The 17,955-nt window shown below is 56.9% G+C and carries 15 protein-coding genes; 14 read left to right on the plus strand and 1 reads right to left on the minus strand.

The annotated features are described in order from the left end of the window. Positions 1–138: 138 nt before the first annotated feature. Complete coding sequence (locus tag IPK79_04055; protein MBK8189603.1) at positions 139–1,314, minus strand: tyrosine-type recombinase/integrase; 1,176 nt, start codon at positions 1,312–1,314, stop codon at positions 139–141. Between the two features lie 152 nt (positions 1,315–1,466). Between IPK79_04055 and IPK79_04060 the strand changes: the two genes are divergently transcribed. The 14 genes from IPK79_04060 to IPK79_04125 all read left to right on the plus strand — a co-directional run bounded on the left by IPK79_04060 (position 1,467) and on the right by IPK79_04125 (position 17,854). Beyond that, the gene (locus IPK79_04060; protein ID MBK8189604.1) at positions 1,467–1,769 is read left to right on the plus strand and encodes a hypothetical protein; all 303 of its coding nucleotides are present in this window, start codon (positions 1,467–1,469) and stop codon (positions 1,767–1,769) included. Between the two features lie 18 nt (positions 1,770–1,787). After that, positions 1,788–2,771: a type II secretion system F family protein gene (locus IPK79_04065; GenBank protein MBK8189605.1), complete on the plus strand. Its 984-nt coding sequence runs from the start codon at positions 1,788–1,790 to the stop codon at positions 2,769–2,771. Positions 2,772–2,811: 40 nt separating this feature from the next. After that, positions 2,812–3,789 carry a type II secretion system F family protein gene (locus tag IPK79_04070; protein ID MBK8189606.1) on the plus strand — a complete coding sequence of 326 codons (978 nt, stop codon included), beginning with the start codon at positions 2,812–2,814 and terminating at the stop codon, positions 3,787–3,789. Positions 3,790–4,198: 409 nt separating this feature from the next. Then, complete coding sequence (locus IPK79_04075; GenBank protein ID MBK8189607.1) at positions 4,199–6,376, plus strand: DUF1926 domain-containing protein; 2,178 nt, start codon at positions 4,199–4,201, stop codon at positions 6,374–6,376. 116 nt (positions 6,377–6,492) lie between these two features. Then, positions 6,493–7,266, plus strand: coding sequence for a TIGR00266 family protein (locus tag IPK79_04080; GenBank protein MBK8189608.1), 774 nt, complete (start codon positions 6,493–6,495; stop codon positions 7,264–7,266). Between the two features lie 150 nt (positions 7,267–7,416). Beyond that, positions 7,417–8,265, plus strand: coding sequence for a fatty acid desaturase (locus tag IPK79_04085; protein MBK8189609.1), 849 nt, complete (start codon positions 7,417–7,419; stop codon positions 8,263–8,265). Positions 8,266–8,395: 130 nt separating this feature from the next. Then, positions 8,396–9,193: a methyltransferase domain-containing protein gene (locus IPK79_04090; protein ID MBK8189610.1), complete on the plus strand. Its 798-nt coding sequence runs from the start codon at positions 8,396–8,398 to the stop codon at positions 9,191–9,193. A 126-nt stretch (positions 9,194–9,319) separates the two neighbouring features. Continuing rightward, positions 9,320–10,585, plus strand: a complete 1,266-nt coding sequence (locus IPK79_04095; GenBank protein MBK8189611.1) for a polysaccharide biosynthesis/export family protein — start codon at positions 9,320–9,322, stop codon at positions 10,583–10,585. A gap of 21 nt (positions 10,586–10,606) precedes the next feature. Further along, the gene (locus IPK79_04100) at positions 10,607–11,737 is read left to right on the plus strand and encodes a mannose-1-phosphate guanylyltransferase/mannose-6-phosphate isomerase (protein MBK8189612.1); all 1,131 of its coding nucleotides are present in this window, start codon (positions 10,607–10,609) and stop codon (positions 11,735–11,737) included. After that, the gene (locus tag IPK79_04105) at positions 11,721–13,067 is read left to right on the plus strand and encodes an oligosaccharide flippase family protein (protein ID MBK8189613.1); all 1,347 of its coding nucleotides are present in this window, start codon (positions 11,721–11,723) and stop codon (positions 13,065–13,067) included. Before IPK79_04100 ends, IPK79_04105 begins: the two co-directional genes overlap by 17 nt. Beyond that, positions 13,067–14,026: a glycosyltransferase family 2 protein gene (locus IPK79_04110; GenBank protein MBK8189614.1), complete on the plus strand. Its 960-nt coding sequence runs from the start codon at positions 13,067–13,069 to the stop codon at positions 14,024–14,026. Before IPK79_04105 ends, IPK79_04110 begins: the two co-directional genes overlap by 1 nt. Then, complete coding sequence (locus IPK79_04115) at positions 14,026–15,837, plus strand: hypothetical protein (GenBank protein ID MBK8189615.1); 1,812 nt, start codon at positions 14,026–14,028, stop codon at positions 15,835–15,837. Before IPK79_04110 ends, IPK79_04115 begins: the two co-directional genes overlap by 1 nt. After that, complete coding sequence (locus IPK79_04120) at positions 15,834–17,129, plus strand: glycosyltransferase family 4 protein (protein ID MBK8189616.1); 1,296 nt, start codon at positions 15,834–15,836, stop codon at positions 17,127–17,129. Before IPK79_04115 ends, IPK79_04120 begins: the two co-directional genes overlap by 4 nt. Beyond that, the gene (locus tag IPK79_04125; protein MBK8189617.1) at positions 17,126–17,854 is read left to right on the plus strand and encodes a methyltransferase domain-containing protein; all 729 of its coding nucleotides are present in this window, start codon (positions 17,126–17,128) and stop codon (positions 17,852–17,854) included. Before IPK79_04120 ends, IPK79_04125 begins: the two co-directional genes overlap by 4 nt. Positions 17,855–17,955 lie beyond the last annotated feature (101 nt).

Raw genomic sequence — 17,955 nt, forward strand, 5'->3', positions numbered from 1 at the left:
CTCTCTCAAGTATCAGCATGTCAAAGTGTCTGACTTCATGTGGTTTTCACAAGAGTACAATGAGATGGCGCATGATGTCAATTCTAATAGCATGTCAAACAATTTTTAGGGGCTTGAAGAAACCCAAAACTTTGTTCTCTACCCGCCTGACAACGACAACGTATTGAGCCGCGCTAGCATGCGAGGAACCGAGGGCTTGAGGTAGATTTGCGTCGTATTCAAGTGGGCGTGATGAAGTAGATGTTGCGCAGCCAACGTGTCGCCATTCATGGCGACGGCGGTCGCTACGCTGCGACGCAGGGCGTGCGTGGTGAAGCCCTTTAACCCGAATTTCCGGCCCAGACGCCCCATTCGCTTACTCAAAGTGTCGCGCGTCAAATGATTGCCACGCTCCCCAATGAACAGGTAGGGCGAATCGACCGCTTTGCGAATTGTAAGATATTCGCGAACAGCCGCCTGCGCGTCGGGAGGGAAAGGCGAGGTGACCTCTTTACCATACTTGTCGATGGTGGTGATCGAAGGCTGTCCGTTGTTGCGATGTCCGCTGAAATCAAGATCATCGAGTCGGATATTACAGAGGCCATTGCAGCGGAACGCTGTCAGGTAGCCGACCGTCAGCAGAGCCTTGTTTAAAATACGATCATAGGCAGTGAAGTCCCTGCAGACGGCGGCAGCGTCGATCAAGGCCTTGATGGCATTGGGTTCAAACACGGCTTGCCGTTTGGTAATGTTGACCGGTTTTGGGCGCTTGACCTTGATACGTCGCACGATTTCAGAATGATCATAATCTTCATTCTCATACGCCTTGTAATGTTGATACTTGGCTGCGGATAACACCGCATTGAAAAGCTGGCATCGTGTCGGGTAATAATCATCCCGAGTATCGCCTTTCTGGATCGCCTTGTCTTGATAATAACGCTCCATACGATCCAGATTTTCGGGCGAGATCTCCCCAAAATAACTCAAAAAGAATCGAACGCCTTTGACATAATTAAGAACGGTTCTATCTGAGGCGCGAACGCCCAGCAAGACCCCACGCCGTAATTGGAAACGATAGTCCTCAAAATCAAACTGCGCTTCAAGCGGTAGAACTGCAACGGCTGCAGGCGCTGGCGGCTGACGCTTCTTTTTACCCGCATTAGCTTTTTTGAATGCGATATAATCCGGATGATAGGGCAAAATTGCGTAAGTCGTTCGCTCGCCAATCGACAGAATATGATGCGGCAATCGACCCGCGCGACAGAGATTGACAACCTGGCGGGGAGAAACGCCCAAATCTTGGGCGGCTTTGGTAGTGGTGAGTGTCAGCGTCATAAACGTTATTCCTTCTCCTATCATTAGCCCGGATCGCTGTTTAAACCGCTTCCTCCGCAGAGAGGAGATCCGATCAGAAACTTCCGGAAACAGAAATTTTTGAAAAAGAAATCCTTTCAGGGAAAGGCTTTCAGACGGTCACCGACCCGGTGATGATGGCGGGCTATGATCTGCCGCAAAAGGCGATTCGCGAGCAAATCGCTTCGGCGGTCAACGTTATCATTCAGGCCAGTCGGCTCAGTGATGGGAGTCGACGCGTTATGAACATCACCGAAGTGGTCGGCATGGAAGGCGACGTGATTCTCCTGCAGGATGTCTTCGCTTTTGCGCAGCGGGGACTGGATGAAGACCGCCGCGTGATTGGAGAATTTCGCTACACGGGCGTTCGCCCGCGCTTTCTCGACACGCTGATTGCCGAAGGCGTTGAGATTGATATGTCGATGTTTGCGATTTAAACGCAGGAGATGCGCGCTATGAACATGGATGGCATTCTCATTGCGCTGGTCGCTTCGACAGTGTTCATGGCCTTAATGGCAGCCTATAAAGCGTTATTAGAGAAACAGGTCAAAGCGCGCGAGCATGTGGAGTCGGTAGTGGGTCGCGCAGCAGGCGCGGGCGTCTCGACCTCAGGTGCCTCCCTCTTGACCGGGGCTTCCATAGGAAGCGAAGCGGTCCTCAAGCGCCGTAAAAAGCAAGGCGACGCGCAAACCGCGCTGGATCGACTGGAAACGGACCTTGAACGCGCCAACATGCTTATCCGCAGCCGCGAATTTTTGATGATCTGCGGTGGCGTCGGCGCAATTGCAGGCTTGATAGCCGTCGTCGTTTTAGGGCAAGCGCCCTTTATCGGGATCCTCGCAGGCTTAGGGGGCCTCTTTACGCCAGCGGCCTATCTTAAAATCCGCATCTGGTTACGCATTCGACGGGCAGAAGCACAATTCGCCGACGTCCTGGACGCGCTGCGCAACTGTTTTAAAACCGGCTTTGGGTTTAATCGCGCCGTTCAACAAATTGCCGATAATTTTGAAGACCCATGGGGCACCGAATTCGGCAAAATTGCAGCAGAGACCAATTTGGGCGCAACACTGGAAACCACCATGCGCAATCTGTCACGGCGCATCCCACTGACCGATGTTGATTTATTCGTCACTGCGCTTCTAATTCAGAAAGAAACTGGCGGTAATATGGCTGAATTATTAGGCAATATCAGTCATACGATCCGTGAACGTTTTAAACTTAAACGCAAGGTCACGGCAATTTCTGCACAAGGAAAACTATCGGCCAGTATCGTGGTTTGCGTGCCGTTTTTCCTAATGGGCGTGATTTACCTCTTTTTACCGGAACCTGTTACCAAATTCGTGACCAATCCTATCGGCATGGTGTTGCTCATTGCGGCAGGCGTGTGGATGGTAATGGGCATCGGAGTCCTGTTTAAAATCGTTCAAATCGAGGTATGACAATGATCGTCCTTATCGACGCAGCAGGAGTTTATCTAGCATGGGCCTGATAATCATTTGCGTCTTAATAACAGCCGGATTAATGTTCGCCGCCTTTTGGGCGGGGCGATCAAGGGGCGAGAACAAAACCGTCGTTGATCGAGTCGCCCGATTAAGCGCCGGCATGATGCCGGTTGAAGCAGGAAAGCTCCTGCGTAAGAAAGACCTCGACAAATCGTTTAACGAACGCGTTTTGTTTCCCCTCGCGCAGAAAATATTTGATCAGACGCAAGCCATCATTCCACTGGGCAATAAATCGTTTGTTCGGGCAAAGCTGATTCAAGCGGGATATACGCAGCCGCATTATCCAAAGATTTTCCTGGGCATTCAGTTATTATTATCCGCATTAATTCTTGCGTTTCTGGCAAGCGTCATCACGCTGGTCGGCAAAGTACCCCTGATGATTGGTTTGCTGGTGGCAATTGTATTTGCGTCGGCAGGCTATGCGTTACCTTTGATATGGTTGATGCAACAGGCGGGCAAACGTCAGGACAGCATTCAGAAAAGCTTGCCGGATTTTCTGGATTTACTGGTCATCTGCGTAGAAGCCGGCCTGGGGCTCGATATGGCCATTTCTAAAATCGCGAACATGAACGGCGCGCGAACGTCCGAATATCTGAGAGAAGAACTCCTCCGCTATAACAAGGACATCGCCTTTGGGCGCCCCCGTAAAGAGGCGATGCTCGATATGGCGCACCGCACTGGGGTAGAAGATCTTAACGTCATTATCAACGCTTTGGCTCAGGCTTATGAAATGGGCTCCAGCGTGACGCATACCTTGCGCGTACAAGCTGACTCGCTGCGCGTGAAACGCCTGCAAAAGGCTGAAGAGAAGGCCAATAAAATTCCGGTCAAAATGGTCATGCCCATTTATATCTTTTTATTCCCAGCCATTTTTGTTTCTATTTTTGGACCGATTGGCATGGTGATGGTCGATAGCATGATGGAAATTTTCTCAAATATGCAGATTATGCGTTAATTAGAACACAGCCTGCCTGATTCAAAAGAAAACGCCCGGGCGTTGGCCGACGGGCGTCACTGTATGGGGGAGAGAGAGTAGCACGTTATCGGAATATGGACAGATAAAGCTTGTCGGGCGCGCCACGGCCAGGCGTTTTAATTTCCTTATCGGGAAAAGCGCAGACCCCTTCTGTCACGATCGCCCGCTCTCGGCGCTCCTGACAAAGAGATAAAGCAAGCTCAAGGCAATCTGATGCCAATTTGTAAACAAACCTGACGGGGACGTCTCAAACCGATCGCCGACTTCTGCGCGTCGCTCTCTTCAGGCGAAGGGGGTTGCGGTATGATAGCGCTCACAGGCGCGCGAGAATGCTGAATAAACCGCGCGGCTTGCAGAGAGTAGGCTTACATCGAAAGGGGCTTGCCTGATGACATCTCCCATTCACCTGATTTTGGGCATCCATAACCATCAGCCGGTCGACAACTGGCATCATGTGATTGAAGAAGCCTATGATCGCTGCTATCAACCTTTTCTCGACGTACTGACCGATCATCCGCGCGTGGCGATGGCGATCCACTACACGGGCTATCTGCTGGACTGGATCGCGGACCATCACAGCGAGCACCTCGACCAATTACGCCGCCTGGTTGCGCGCGGGCAAGTTGAAATGCTGAGCGGCGGGTATTACGAGCCCATTCTGGCGATGATCCCCGACGCCGACAAAATAGGGCAGATTCGCCGCCTTAGCGCGCGCGTAGAAGAGCTTACCGGATGCGCGCCGCAGGGACTCTGGCTTGCGGAGCGCGTATGGGAGCCGCATCTGGTCAAATTTATCGCCGAAGCGGGCGTCGGCTTCGCCTGCCTCGACGACACCCACTTCAAGGCCGCCGGGTTTGATGACCCGGATCTCTTCGGACGCTATGTCACTGAAGAACAGGGCCGTCTGCTGGAAATTTTCCCGGTGAATAAAACCCTGCGTTATCGTATTCCTTACGATCCGCCGGAATCACTCATGGATTACCTTCGTCAAGAAGCCGCCGAAAACCGCCGCGGTCAGGCGGCGGTGTACATGGATGACGGCGAGAAGTTCGGCGTCTGGCCCGGCACTCACAAATGGGTGTATCAGGAAAAATGGCTGGACAAGTTCTTTACAGCTATCGAAAACAACGCCGACGTTATCCAGAGCGTCACGCCAAGCCAGTATCGAGATCGCACGCGCCCCATTGGCCGGGCGTATCTTCCCACCGCCAGTTATGCCGAAATGCTGGAATGGGCGATGCCGCATCAACTCGCCAGCGACTATCAACGGGCGCTGACCCAGACCGATGACGCTTCGCGTCGTTTCGTGCGCGCAGGTTTCTGGCGGCATTTTCTGGTGAAGTATCCCGAATCAAACGCACTGCATAAAAAAATGCTGTACGTTGCCGATAAAGTCCGCGCCGCCATCAATAAAGCAGAAAAAGGCAAACCCGCCGAACGCCAACAGGCCCAACAGGCGCTAGATTGTCTATGGCGCGGACAATCCAATGATGTCTTTTGGCATGGCGTTTTTGGCGGCCTCTATCTCACTAATTTACGCAGCGCCAATTATCGCCGGCTATTGGAGGCCGAATCGCTCGCAGACAGCCTGACTCGGAGCAAAACCTTCTGCGAGGCACTTACGCAGGATCTCGACGGAGATGGAGAAGCGGAAATCGCCGTGGAAACGCCGTTCCAGAATTTGTATCTTGATCCGGCTGAAGGCGGCATGCTCTACGAACTGGACTACCGGCCCAAAAACTTTAATCTGCTGGATACATTGTCTCGCCGTCCTGAACCGTATCATGCCGCCCACCATGAAGGAGAAGGCCTTGCGTACGATTGGCATCGGCGCGCGAGCCTGCTGGACCACTTCCTGGGCGAGGGCGCCAATTTACAAACCATGAAAACCTGCCAATTCCCCGAGCAAGGCGATTTTGTGGATCAGCCCTACGAGGCCGCCATCACGCCCCTTCCCGTCGGCCTGATGGTCACCCTGCATCGCGATGGGCACGTCTGGCAGCAAGACCATCGCCGCCCGCTCTCTGTCGAAAAGCGGCTGGAAATCGCCAGAGACGCCGCGCGGGTCCATATCCTCTACACCCTTCGCAATCCCGGCGAAAGCGCATTATCGCTGACATTCGCCCCCGAGTTCAACGTCAATTTGCTCGCCCCGCATGCGCCCGATCGTTATTACTACCTACCTGTGGCAGACGCGACAGCCCCGGAAAAGCCTTCAGGCAAGACGTTACGAGCGAAGGCGGCGCCGCACGCGTCTCAAAGCGCTGCGCTCACGGAGCCTTCCTGCCATGCGGACACCAGTATTGCGCACCCGCATTTGGCCTCTACCGGCACGCTGCGCGAGATTGCCGCGATCGGCCTGAAAGATGAGTACAACCAGATCGATTATCAACTCCACTTTAGCCAACGCGCCGATCTCTGGCGCTTTCCGATTGAGACGTTCTCCAAGTCCGAGAGCGGCTTTGATCGCGTCTATCAGTCAAGCGCGCTGCTCCCGCATTGGCGCATCACGCTGGCCCCCGGCGCCGCCTGGTCAGTGGAAATCGTCCAGATTATTTCTGGATAAATAACGCGTGCTCCTGAAAAAGAAACGAGTCGTCTCGGGTCTCTGAGCGATTCTATTCAAGCGCCCGGGCTCTTGTCCCGAAAGCCAAACGAGCGGCCGAAAAGGAGTTCTTTCCCATGAAACACAAAATCCTTGGCGACGACCTGCAGGCGATTTTAATCTCGCTGGAACCGGGCGAGTCCGTCATGGCGGAAGCGGGCGCCATGCTGTACATGACCGACGGCGTCGAGATGGAAACACGTCTGGGAGCGGGCGGCGCCGAGAACAGCGATACGATCGGCAAGCTGTGGAAAGGCGCCAAACGCATGCTGGCTGGCGACAGCCTGTTTATGACCGTGTGTACGGCGCATCATCAAGCCGGCGCAGTCGGCTTCTCCGCGCCCAACCCCGGAAAGATCATCGAATTAAATCTGTCGGAAACCGGGCCGATGCTATGCCAGCGCAGCGCCTTCCTGTGCGCAGAAACCACGGTGGATATGGATATCGCCTTCACCAAACGCTTCGGGGCCGGTCTTTTCGGCGGCGAAGGTTTTATTTTACAGAAGCTGACCGGTCCGGGGCAGGCGTTTGCGCATGCGGGCGGCATGGTTTTTCCGCTTGAACTCAAACCCGGCCAGACGCTGCGCGTCGATACCGGATGCCTGGCAGCGATGAGCGCCTCCATTGACTATGACATCCGCCTGGTGAAAGGCGTCAAAACCGCGTTATTCGGGGGAGAAGGCCTGTTTTTCGCGCATCTCGCCGGACCTGGCAAAGTCTATCTGCAATCGATGCCATTAAATCGCCTGGCGGATCGGCTCGTCAGCGCCAGCGGTCTAGGCGGCGTCCAAACACGCGGCCCCGGCGGTCTCGCCGGAAAGATTTTCGGAACGCTGCTCGGCGGCGACTAACGCTCGCGCGTCATCTCACGCAAGCCTTTGCGGTAACGGGGCTTTTTTTGTGATTTTGGGCTATACTGCCACTCCTTGCAGAAGGCGCTTGGGGCGTTGTCTTCAATGAGCCGTCAAGAAGGACGTTTCCGTAGGCCTGAGGAGATTCCGGTGGCGACAAGCGCGATTTTTCCAGCTTATGCCACCCGAGGACGCTTTAATGCGCCGCTTCTGGCGACGTACATCGTGTTACACATCGCCGCGCTGGCGGCGCCTTTCACCTTTAGCTGGGCGGGTGCGGCGGCCTTCCTGGGGTTGTATTTCCTGACCATTTGTCTGGGCATCGCCCTTTGCTATCACCGGGTTCTGGCGCACCAGAGCTGCCAAATGGCGCGACCATTGAAATTTTTATTGGCGTTGCTTGCCTGTCTCGCCTATCAACGCGGCCCCATTTGGTGGGTCGCATGCCATCGTCTGCATCACCGGCGCGTGGATCGAGACGGGGATCCGCATTCGCCACGCAACAGCTTCTGGTGGTCTCATTTTCTGTGGGCATTTTTTCGCCATCCGCAACTCGACGAGGCGCGCGAAACCACCCAGCGGCTCGCCCCGGATTTGCAGCGAGACCCAGGCATGCGCTTTCTGGAACGGCATTACGTTTCAATCAATGCGATTTTTCTAGCGACGCTGTTTGCGGCTGGCGCCTATTGGGGCGGGTGGCGTTTAGGAGTATCATTGTTGGTCTGGGGCGGCTTTTTACGGATTATCGCCGGACTTAACGCCACATGGTTCGTCAATTCAGCGGCGCATCTGTGGGGGTATCGCTCTTTTGAGACAGCCGATACCAGTCGCAATAACTGGTGGGTCGCATTGCTCACTTGGGGCGAAGGCTGGCACAACAATCACCATGCGCATCCACGTTCAGCTCGCTGCGGGCGCGCCTGGTATGAAATGGACGTGACCTACGGCATGATTCGCGTCTTTAAGGCGTGCGGCTGGGCAACCCGCGTCGCGGTATAGACCCACGAGTTCGCCTCGCGCGGATGGGGGAGGTCAGCACGGGCGCCTGTGAGCTAAAATGCCGCTTGACGCGCATCTGCGCCTTTTTATTGAGTTTTCTTCAAGGACTTACGACAGGGAGAGCTTTTTCATGACGCCCCCCTCTACGCCCACGTATAACGCCGCATTTTTCAACGCGCATGAAAAAGATGCGATTACGTCCGCTCAGACCATCCTCCCTTTCGCGCTTGATTGGACAAAGGCGCAATCCGTCATAGACGTCGGATGCGGCCATGGCGCATGGCTATCGGTATGCCGCGCGCATGGCATCAGCGATATCCTGGGCGTAGACGGCGATTACGTGAGAAGCGCGCAATTGTTGATTCCTTCTGAGAGTTTTCAGGCGCGCAATTTAGAACGCCCGTTCACGCTGGACCGGCGCTTTGATCTGGCCATGTCGCTGGAAGTCGCTGAACATCTGGATCCTGCGAGCGCGCAAGCGTTTATTAAAACGCTGACGCAACTGGCGCCAGTGGTCTTATTTTCGGCGGCGATTCCCCATCAAGGCGGCGCGCATCACGTCAACGAGCAATGGCAGGACTATTGGGCAAAGCGTTTTGAGGCAGAAGGCTTTATCCCCGTTGATGCCTTACGGCGGCGGGTATGGGCGCTTGCGGAGGTCAACTGGTGGTACAAGCAAAACATGATGCTGTATGTCCAACGCGATCGCTTGGCCGACTACCCGGAACTGGCGACAGAAGCTGAGATCGGAAGCGTCATTCCCCTTGCGCTGGTTCACCCGGACAAGCTGCGAGAGGTCTGTGAGCCCCGTCGCATGACGGTCACGCGCTGGATAGAGATGCAGAAAACCTTGTTGCTTGGCGTTCCTACCGTATTCGGCAAGGCGTTTTCTCGCCGGCTAAAGCGGTTACGTCGCCCTAAATCGTAAGAAACGCCAGATCCGCCATCCATAGGATCCGGCGCTCGGACGGCAACGATCATAATGAATCCGTGTGGCGCACGGGCCTCTTTTTAAAGTAAAAAGCGCGAGGCGGTTGTGAGGAGTGAGACGCGAGTGGATATGAGCCTGATTATAAGGACATTCGACTATTGGCGTAAAATAAATCGCCATAACGTCCGCCTGCTTGCGATCCGGGCGTTTGTTTGCGTAGCGCTTGCTGGCACAACGGCTGACGCGAGCGCCCAAAACAGTTTTCAGGATCCACCGCCAGAATCGGCGATTAAGGCGATTCCGGCCCATGTGGGCGATATTGTCCAGCCCTTTCGCCATGACGGGCGCGACGCCGCCGTGATGACGCCGCCGGGAGACATTCCGCTGGCGCGAAAAGTAGGCGATAGCGGACGTATGATGCCGGTTACGTATCTGAAAGGACGCGTCAGCAGCCAGGAAGGACGCTATATTTTAGGACCCGGCGACAAAATCGATATGAAAATCCGTGATTTGAGCGCCTACGACCAACGCTTTGACATTCGCCCGGATGGCTACGCGTCTATTCATCCTTTTGGCGAGTTTTACATCGCCGGCAGCGATCTTGCCGGGCTGGAAACCTGGCTGGAAGAGAAATTCCGGTTTTACCTGAAACAACCTGTCATCACGCTCAGCGTTCCTGAATTGCGCCCGGCGCTTATTTATATTTCGGGCGCCGTTCGTCGCCCCGGCACTTACCAGTTTATCCGTCAAGGGCAAAATAACTCCACCATCGCCAGCGAGCTACAAGAGAAGATGGAATTGACGCTGACCAACGTACTCAAGCGAGCAGGCGGTCTGACCCTCTTCTCTGATCTTCGTCACATCGCCGTGCGCCATAATGAAACCGGCATTCAAGACGACTACGATCTAATGGATTTATTGCTGAAAGGCGATAATCGCGACATCTGGCTGATGCCCGGCGACACGGTTTCGGTTCCCGCCGCGTCGGCGCCCATGTCTCCCGAACTCTTCCGGCTCGTGTGCCGCTCTACGTTTTATGGCGAAAAATTCCCTGTTATTGTGCTGGGCGCCGTTGAAAAGCAGGGAGAAATCCAGATCGATCCCAATAACAATTCGCTGAATGCCGCCGTTTCACTGGCGGGCGGCTTTAAGTCCTATTCCCGCGAAAGCGTCGTCCTGGTACAGCGTCCGACCCAGCAAGGCAGCTTCAGCCAATTCCGCATCGATCGCCGCAAGGTCAACTTCGAGCTGATGGCAGGCGACGTCGTCTATGTGGCTGACAGCAAGCTGTCCAGCGTACGCGACGGCCTCCAGCTCCTGAGTCAGATGACCCAGCCATTTTTCTTCGTGACAGGCGGCATGTCCAACATCAATAATATGGTCAAGTAACGCCCAACGCAGGGAGCCTTCATGCTGATTCCCGTGATTCTGTCCGGCGGCGCCGGGTCGCGGCTATGGCCCATCTCTCGGCCAGAGCGGCCCAAGCAGTTTTTGTCGCTCTCAGGCAGCGACAGCGGCCATAGCCTTCTTCAGGAAACGCTTCTGAGGCTCTCAGGCCTGCCCGACCTCGACGCGCCTATTCTCATCTGCAACGACGACCACCGCTTCCTGCTCGCCGAACAACTCCGCGCCCTGAATATTCGTCCAACCGCGATCTTACTGGAGCCCATCGGACGTAATACGGCGCCAGCCGTCGCATTCGCCGCTCTGGAGGCTGTACGTCGCGATCCCGACGCGACGCTGCTGGTCCTACCCTCCGATCACGCCATTACCGATGCAGAAGCCTTTCGCGCCGTGGCGCAGGCCGCTTGCCAAGCGGCTCAGGCGGGTTATCTCACCACGTTCGGAATTCAACCGGACGCGCCCAAAACCGGATACGGCTATATTCAACGCGGCGAACCGCTTGAAGACCTTGGCGCAACAGGGGATTACACGCTTTATGCCGTCAGCCGCTTTGTAGAAAAACCAGACAAACTGACGGCGCGCGAATTTGTGCGCGCAGGCGATTTTTTCTGGAATAGCGGGATGTTCGTCTTTCGCGCCGATCGATATCTTGAAGAACTAACGCTGTTTCAGCCAGCGATGCGCGCCGCGTGCGAGCAGGCGTTAGACTTGGCGCGGCGCGATGCTGATTTTACCCGATTGGACAGAGCCTCTCTGGAGACATGTCCTTCGGGCTCGATTGACTACGCCGTCATGGAAAAAACCGCGCACGCAGCCGTTGCGCCGGTGGAAATGGGCTGGAACGACATCGGTTCCTGGCGCGCCCTCTGGGAAATGGGCATGAAAGACGCCAACGATAATGCTGTCTTGCGGGAAGGCCCCGGACGCGTTTTTCTGGAAGAATCGCAAGACTGTCTTATTTACGCCCAGACGCCCGGAAAAACCGTCGCAGCGCTGGGGGTGGCGGGACTGATTATTGTCGATGCGGGCGACGCCTTACTCGTGGCGCATAAGAGCCAAGAGCAAGCCGTTCGACGTCTTGCGCGCGCCGCCGCGTCCCAAAATGCCGAGGAGACGTCTCATGTCGGCGCAACCTGAAACCATGACCCGACATACCACCCGATGGCGCGGGCGCCTCACCGCCGTTCGACGCAACATGACCGACGCGAGGGCGCTCAACTGGACTTTGCTGGATCAAGGGCTGGTAAGCGGGGTGAACTTCCTCACCGGCATTGTCCTGGCCCGTTGTCTGGGGTTGGAAGCATTTGGACGCTTTTCGGCGGTATGGCTGGCGATTTCGCTTGCTGCGACGTTGCAAATGGCCATGATTCTGGCGCCGATGATGAGCATCGGTCCTCAACAAAACGCCGACGATGAGCCCGCTTACTACGGCGCCGCGCTCCTACAGCAACTCATCGCCGCCTTGATCGGTTTTATCCTGCTGGGTCTCGGCGCCGAAGCCCTGGGTCGATACGCCCCTCAATGGGGCTTGACCGGGTTGGGCCTCCCTATTGCCCTGACACTGGTCACATGCCAGCTTCAGGAATTTCTGAGACGTTATTTCTTTACGCTCAGACGGTATCAGGCAGCTTTTATTAATGACGTCCTGAGCTACGGATCGCAGGCGGCGTTGCTAGGGGCGTGGATATTTGCCCCACAAGCTTTCGGCGGCCCTTCTCTGGAAGCTGCGCTCTGGATCATCGCCGCCACATCGGGGCTTGCGGCGGCGGTCGGACTCGCTTCGCTCACGCCGATGAAAATCGAAGAAGAGTTTTTCTGGCCGGCATTTCGACGCAACTGGCGCAGCGCCCGCTGGCTCAGCGGCTCCGCCGTGCTGCAATGGATGTCCGGCTCCACCCTCATTCTCGCCGCCGGATGGTGGCTTGGCCCTGCGGCGGTCGGCGCTCTGAAGGCCGCCCAGAATATTGTCGGCGTGGCGCATATTCTGTTTAACGCCTTCTCCAATTTTATCCCCGTCCGTCTGGCGTCTCTCCTGCGGCATCGGGGGGCGGCGGCCATGTCGATCAGTTTACGACGGACCACTCTATTAGGCGCCGTGGGCACCCTGGCGTTACTGGCGCCTGCAATCGTCGCGCCGAATGCGTTAATGACGCTTTTTTATGGAGCGGATTTCGGCCAGTACGCGGGCGTGGTCATCGGATTCGCTCTCACGTACGGTCTTGCATTCTTTGCGCAGCAATTAACCTTCGCCTTACGAGCCATGGAAGAGGCCCGTCCTATCTTTCTGGGTTATCTTGTGACGGCGGCGGCCAGCGTCGCGTTGGCCTGGCCCTTAATTCACCTGATGGGACTTAATGGCGTCGCCGTAGGCCTGGTCTTACTGGCAGGCTTGAATCTGGCGACGTTATGGGCAGGCTATCGGCGCGCCAGACAAGCGTATCTTACGAAGCGGCAGGACATGGCCTGATGTCTTCAAAGGACGCCGCAATCGCGCTTAGCGTCCTGATGCCTGCGTTCAACGCCGGGCGATTTCTGCAGGAGGCCATCAACAGCGTCCGGGCGCAGACGTGGCCCCACTGGACGCTATGGATTATTGACGACGGCTCCACAGACGGTTCCGGCGCGCTCATGGACGCCGCCGCCCGAGAAGACCCCGAACGAATCCGGGTATTACGTCACGAGAATTGCGGTATGGGCGAATCATTGAATCGCGCGCTGGCAGTGGCGTCCACTGAGTGGGTTGCCCGTATGGACGCGGATGATGTGATGTTTCCCGAACGCTTGTCGCGACAAATCGATTTCCTGAACCAGCATCCCGACATCAGCGTCACTTCCTGTCTTGCCGTTTATATGGATTCGCAAGGGCGGAGCTTTGGACGGACGGCCAGTGAATTGCTGAGCCCGCAAGCCTTTGATCGCGCATTAAGAACGGGCGAAGCGATTGGCTTGCTGCATCCCGGCGTGGTGATGCGACGCGAGGCAGCGCTTGGCGTCGGCGGCTACCGGGGACAGTTCTGGCCTGCAGACGATATCGACCTATGGGCCAGACTGGCGGAAGCCGGGCATCGCATTCTGGTCCAGCCGGAAACGCTAATGGCCTATCGCTTGCACGAGGAATCCGTAATCACCTCTCAATTTAGAGCCGGTCGTCTTCAATATGACTGGGTACGGGCTTGCATGGCCGCTCGAAGACGCCGCCAGCCGGAGCCTTCGCGCGAGATTTTTCTGGCGGAACGCGAAAAAGCGCCTTGGGGCGTTAAGCTTCAACGCGAACGCAAGCTGCTCGCCAAGCAATTGTATCGCCAGGCCGGTCAGGATCACCTTAACGGACGGCGCGTTCAAGCGTTAGCAGCCATGGCGGGGGCTGCGCTCTTGCAGCCGCGGTATACGTTGACGCGATTGCGTCGCCAGTGGACGATTTCGTAATGTCAGGCGAGGCCAAGCCCTTAGTACTGGCTTTGCTCGGCCCGGACGGCTGTGGCAAAACCGCGCTGATTCAGGCATTGAAGCAGCGCTGGGGCGCGCCAATCACCTATTGTCATCTGAGACCCCGCTTTGGCAAAGCGGTCCAGGCGCTGGGGCAAGCGCCGCTGGAGCCGCCTCATGGCCAAGCCCCGCGCAGTGTTTTATCCTCCACGCTTAAGCTGGCGTATTTCGCCTGCGATTACCTGTGGGGAATGCCGCGATTACGCCGTCAGGCCCGACGCGCCAGCGCAAGAGCGCGAAGTTCGCATGAACGACCGCCTCTGATTATTTTTGATCGTTATTTTCACGATGTGATCATCGACCCCAAACGCTACCGCTACGCCGGTCCTCCATGGCTGGCAAGCGTGGTGTCACGCTGGATCCCAAAGCCAGATGTCATGATCGCCTTAAATGCGCCGCCGGATATTTTACGGGCGCGCAAGCAGGAGCTGAGCCCCGAAGCGTGCGCCTCTCTGGCTACGGCTTATCAAGGGTTCATCGCGCAGTATCCGGGCGGACGCAGCCTCGATGCGACACAGCCTATCGAGACGGTGTGCGCGCAAACGATTGAGATTTTGTCAACGCTCGCCCAAGCGCTGGATCCCCCGGCCTTTGACCCTGCTATCGCCCCTCTGGCAAATGCCTTAAGCGCGCGGACAGGAGAGCAGGCGTCGTTAGGCATCGGGCCCTCGCGTTACTGGATCGTGCGCACTGCGGCAGGCGCGCCGCGCTGGATTCTACCGCGTTCTGAGCGGCGCATTGCGTCTAAAGCGTTGTCTGGCTGGCGCCCTTACGGTCGACTTTCCGCGCTGGGATGGGCGGCATTTCGTCTGTGCTATCGCATTGGCGCATTGGGGCTCTGGCCGCGCGCGCAAGCCTTACGCGTTCAGACGGCGCAGAAAACGCTTCCAGCTTTCTACGTTGGGACGCCGTGCCATTGCCAGAAATGGCTCGCCTTTGATGGGGAGGCGCAAACGGGCGCATTGACGCAAATTTCCAAGTGGGGAGTCGCTCCGGGCGCATCGGCGCTCATCGCTCGCGAGCGCGACGCGCTGAGGCAATTGGCAACGTTTCCAGAAAACATCCGTCCTCTTGCGCCCGGCCTGTTGTCGGCCGCAGGAAATCCAGAGAGCGCAGCGCTGGAGGCGCTATTACTAACGCCGTTATCAGGCGCGCCCTCCGGGCGGCGTTTACGCGCCTATCATGGCGATTTTCTGAGACGTTTGCGTCTGCCAGACAAGACGCTCTCGCTAGGAGATGAATGCGAACGACTGCAGACGGGCTTTTACGACTGGAAAAGCCTTAGCCAGAAACAAGTCAGCGTCATTGAAACGCAACTGGCCGCCATTTCCAGCCAAACAGCGCTGCCTGCGGTGATGGCCCATGGCGATTTCGCGCCGTGGAATCTCAAACGTCAGGCAGATGGTCAATTGGGCGCCGTCGATTGGGAATGGGCGCGCTGGCCCGCCTTACCGCTGCTGGATGCGTGCTATTTTTACGCTATCCAATCGTTCACATTGGGAACGCCGCGCGATGCGCTGGCCGTGATTCGGCGCGATTCGGTCATTACACAGCTGCAGGCGGATTTCCTACCGGATATTCAAACGCTGGATGAGGATCTGTCTGGTGAAGTCGACTGGATAGAGCGCCTCTATGCATTTACGCTGCTTCAAATGGCGCTACAGCAGTTTGAGGATGGGAACGCGCAGGCAACGCCCGTCTTAGAATGGGCTTTGCTGGATTTAACGTCGCAAGACAAGGCGGCGTCATGAAGATTTTGCTGTCGGCTTACGCATGCGCGCCGCAAATGGGATCAGATCCGGGCATCGGCTGGCAATGGGCGGTTCATCTGGCGCAAGCGGGGCACGATGTCACGGCGCTCACGCGTAACGCCAACCGAACGGCCATCGAAACCTTTCTGGCGACGCATCCGATGGCGAGCGTCGACGCAGGACGACTGCGCTTCGCCTATTACGACCTGCCGCGCTGGGCCAGCTTCTGGAAGAAAGGCTACCGAGGCATTCATCTGTACTATTTTTTATGGCAGGTCGGCGCGTTCTGGCGCGCGCGCGCCCTTCATCGCGCTGAGCAATTTGATTGCGCGCATCATGCGACATTTGTCAGCGCCCGGCAGCCCAGCTTCATGGGATTATTGGGGATTCCCTTTATCTTTGGCCCCGTAGGCGGGGGCGAAACATCCCCCTGGCAACTGCGAGAAGGATTCCCCTCAAAAGGATGGGCGTGGGAATTGATGCGCGATCTCAGCAATCGATGGGCGCAGGTGGACCCGTTGATGCGTCTCACCTTCGCCAGCGCCGAACGCATCTGGGCAGGTACGGGCGAGACGCTGCGGCTGATTCCCGCTCGTTACCACCCTAAAACAGCCCTGATGCCACTGGCCGCACTGACTGCGAGTGAAGCGGCAGGCGTCCCGGCTTCTGCGCCAATCGAAGCGACTTGCGATGCGCGTCCATTCCGCCTGCTGTGCGTCAGTCGACTCTGGTACTGGAAAGGCGTTCATCTCGCGTTGGAAGCCGTGGCCCAACTGGCTTTGCGAGGCGTTCCGTGCCATTTCACCATTGTTGGCGAAGGGCCGCAGGCGGCCTGGCTTCGAGGGCGTTCGCGCGCTCTGGGCCTTGACCATCATCCCCACGCGCAGATTGAGTGGATTCCCCGCCTGCCGCGCGAAGAGCTGCTTTGTCGCTACGCCGACTACGACGCCTTTGTTTTCCCCAGTCTTCATGACTCTGGAGGATTCGTGGCGCTGGAAGCGATGGCAGCCGGACTCCCCGTGCTATGCTGGAATTTGGGAGGCCCTGGCGTGATGGTCAATAACGCCTGCGGCAGGCGCATCGACGTTAACCGTCTCAGCAAGCGCCAGGCGGTGAGCAGACTGGTCGAAGCCCTCGCGGAACTCGCCGCGTCGCCGGATTTACGCGCAACGCTGGCAGAGGGAGCACGACGATGCGCCGCCCAGTTCCAGTGGTCCGCTCTGGTTGCGCAGGCTTATCCCTTAACGCAGGATTGTCCCCAACCGGTCATAGGAGCGCAGAAACGCGCATGATTGTCCTGAATATCGGCTGCGGCGTCAAAACGACCTCTGCTCCAGAGGTCGCGCATCTGGACTGGTCGATTTATCTGATTGTCAAGCGCAATCTGCTTCTGCGATGGCTCATTTGGCCGTTCTTGAGCGCACAGAGACGCGCGGCGCTGGAATCGCTGCCCGAAACCATTCGGGCTTACGATCTGCGCAAAGGCTTGCCTTACGCTGATAATAGCGTGGATGCGGCGTATCATTCGCATTTTCTGGAGCATCTGGATCGCGAGGCGGCGCCTGCTTTTCTGCGCGAAACGCTCCGCGCGCTGCGGCCCGGCGGCGTCCACCGCATTGTCGTCCCCGACTGGGAAGCGTTATGCCGTCAGTATTTGCAGAGCCTGGACGCCTGCCTGTCTCAGCCCGAGGATATCTCAACGCACGAATCGAAAATCGCCGAGATGCTAGAGCAAAGCGTGCGACGAGAACCGGCTGGCACCAGCCGTCAGCGCCCTATGCTGCGGTGGCTCGAAAATCGTCTGCTGGGAGACGCGCGCAAGCGCGGAGAGACGCATCAGTGGGCATACGATCGGGTCAGTTTGCAGGCGCTGTTAAAAGACGTCGGATTCTCGCAGACGCGCGTCGTCAGCTATGCTGAGAGCCAGATCCCGCACTGGAACGACTGGGGACTGGATCGCAACGCTGAAGGCGGAGAATACAAGCCCGGCTCGCTCTATATCGAAGCCATTAAATAAGTGCCAATTTCTCTGGGGACGCTTTGATTTTAAGCGACAGATCTGGTCAAAGCGCGCCGCGACCGTTAGGATAGAGGAGCGCCCTTCCTCAGGAACGATTG

It is taken from the genome of Vampirovibrionales bacterium (genome assembly GCA_016712355.1).
Lineage (GTDB): Bacteria > Cyanobacteriota > Vampirovibrionia > Vampirovibrionales > Vampirovibrionaceae > JADJRF01.

What these genes read in the sequence shown, in the direction of transcription:
- IPK79_04100 (MBK8189612.1), top strand. Translation starts at nt 10,607, where the DNA reads ATGCTGATTCCCGTGATTCTGTCCGGCGGCGCCGGGTCGCGGCTATGG.
- IPK79_04090 (MBK8189610.1), top strand. Translation starts at nt 8,396, where the DNA reads ATGACGCCCCCCTCTACGCCCACGTATAACGCCGCATTTTTCAACGCG.
- IPK79_04110 (MBK8189614.1), top strand. Translation starts at nt 13,067, where the DNA reads ATGTCTTCAAAGGACGCCGCAATCGCGCTTAGCGTCCTGATGCCTGCG.
- IPK79_04080 (MBK8189608.1), top strand. Translation starts at nt 6,493, where the DNA reads ATGAAACACAAAATCCTTGGCGACGACCTGCAGGCGATTTTAATCTCG.
- IPK79_04075 (MBK8189607.1), top strand. Translation starts at nt 4,199, where the DNA reads ATGACATCTCCCATTCACCTGATTTTGGGCATCCATAACCATCAGCCG.
- IPK79_04065 (MBK8189605.1), top strand. Translation starts at nt 1,788, where the DNA reads ATGAACATGGATGGCATTCTCATTGCGCTGGTCGCTTCGACAGTGTTC.
- IPK79_04060 (MBK8189604.1), top strand. Translation starts at nt 1,467, where the DNA reads ATGATGGCGGGCTATGATCTGCCGCAAAAGGCGATTCGCGAGCAAATC.
- IPK79_04120 (MBK8189616.1), top strand. Translation starts at nt 15,834, where the DNA reads ATGAAGATTTTGCTGTCGGCTTACGCATGCGCGCCGCAAATGGGATCA.
- IPK79_04070 (MBK8189606.1), top strand. Translation starts at nt 2,812, where the DNA reads ATGGGCCTGATAATCATTTGCGTCTTAATAACAGCCGGATTAATGTTC.
- IPK79_04115 (MBK8189615.1), top strand. Translation starts at nt 14,026, where the DNA reads ATGTCAGGCGAGGCCAAGCCCTTAGTACTGGCTTTGCTCGGCCCGGAC.
- IPK79_04105 (MBK8189613.1), top strand. Translation starts at nt 11,721, where the DNA reads ATGTCGGCGCAACCTGAAACCATGACCCGACATACCACCCGATGGCGC.
- IPK79_04125 (MBK8189617.1), top strand. Translation starts at nt 17,126, where the DNA reads ATGATTGTCCTGAATATCGGCTGCGGCGTCAAAACGACCTCTGCTCCA.
- IPK79_04055 (MBK8189603.1), bottom strand. Translation starts at nt 1,314, where the DNA reads ATGACGCTGACACTCACCACTACCAAAGCCGCCCAAGATTTGGGCGTT.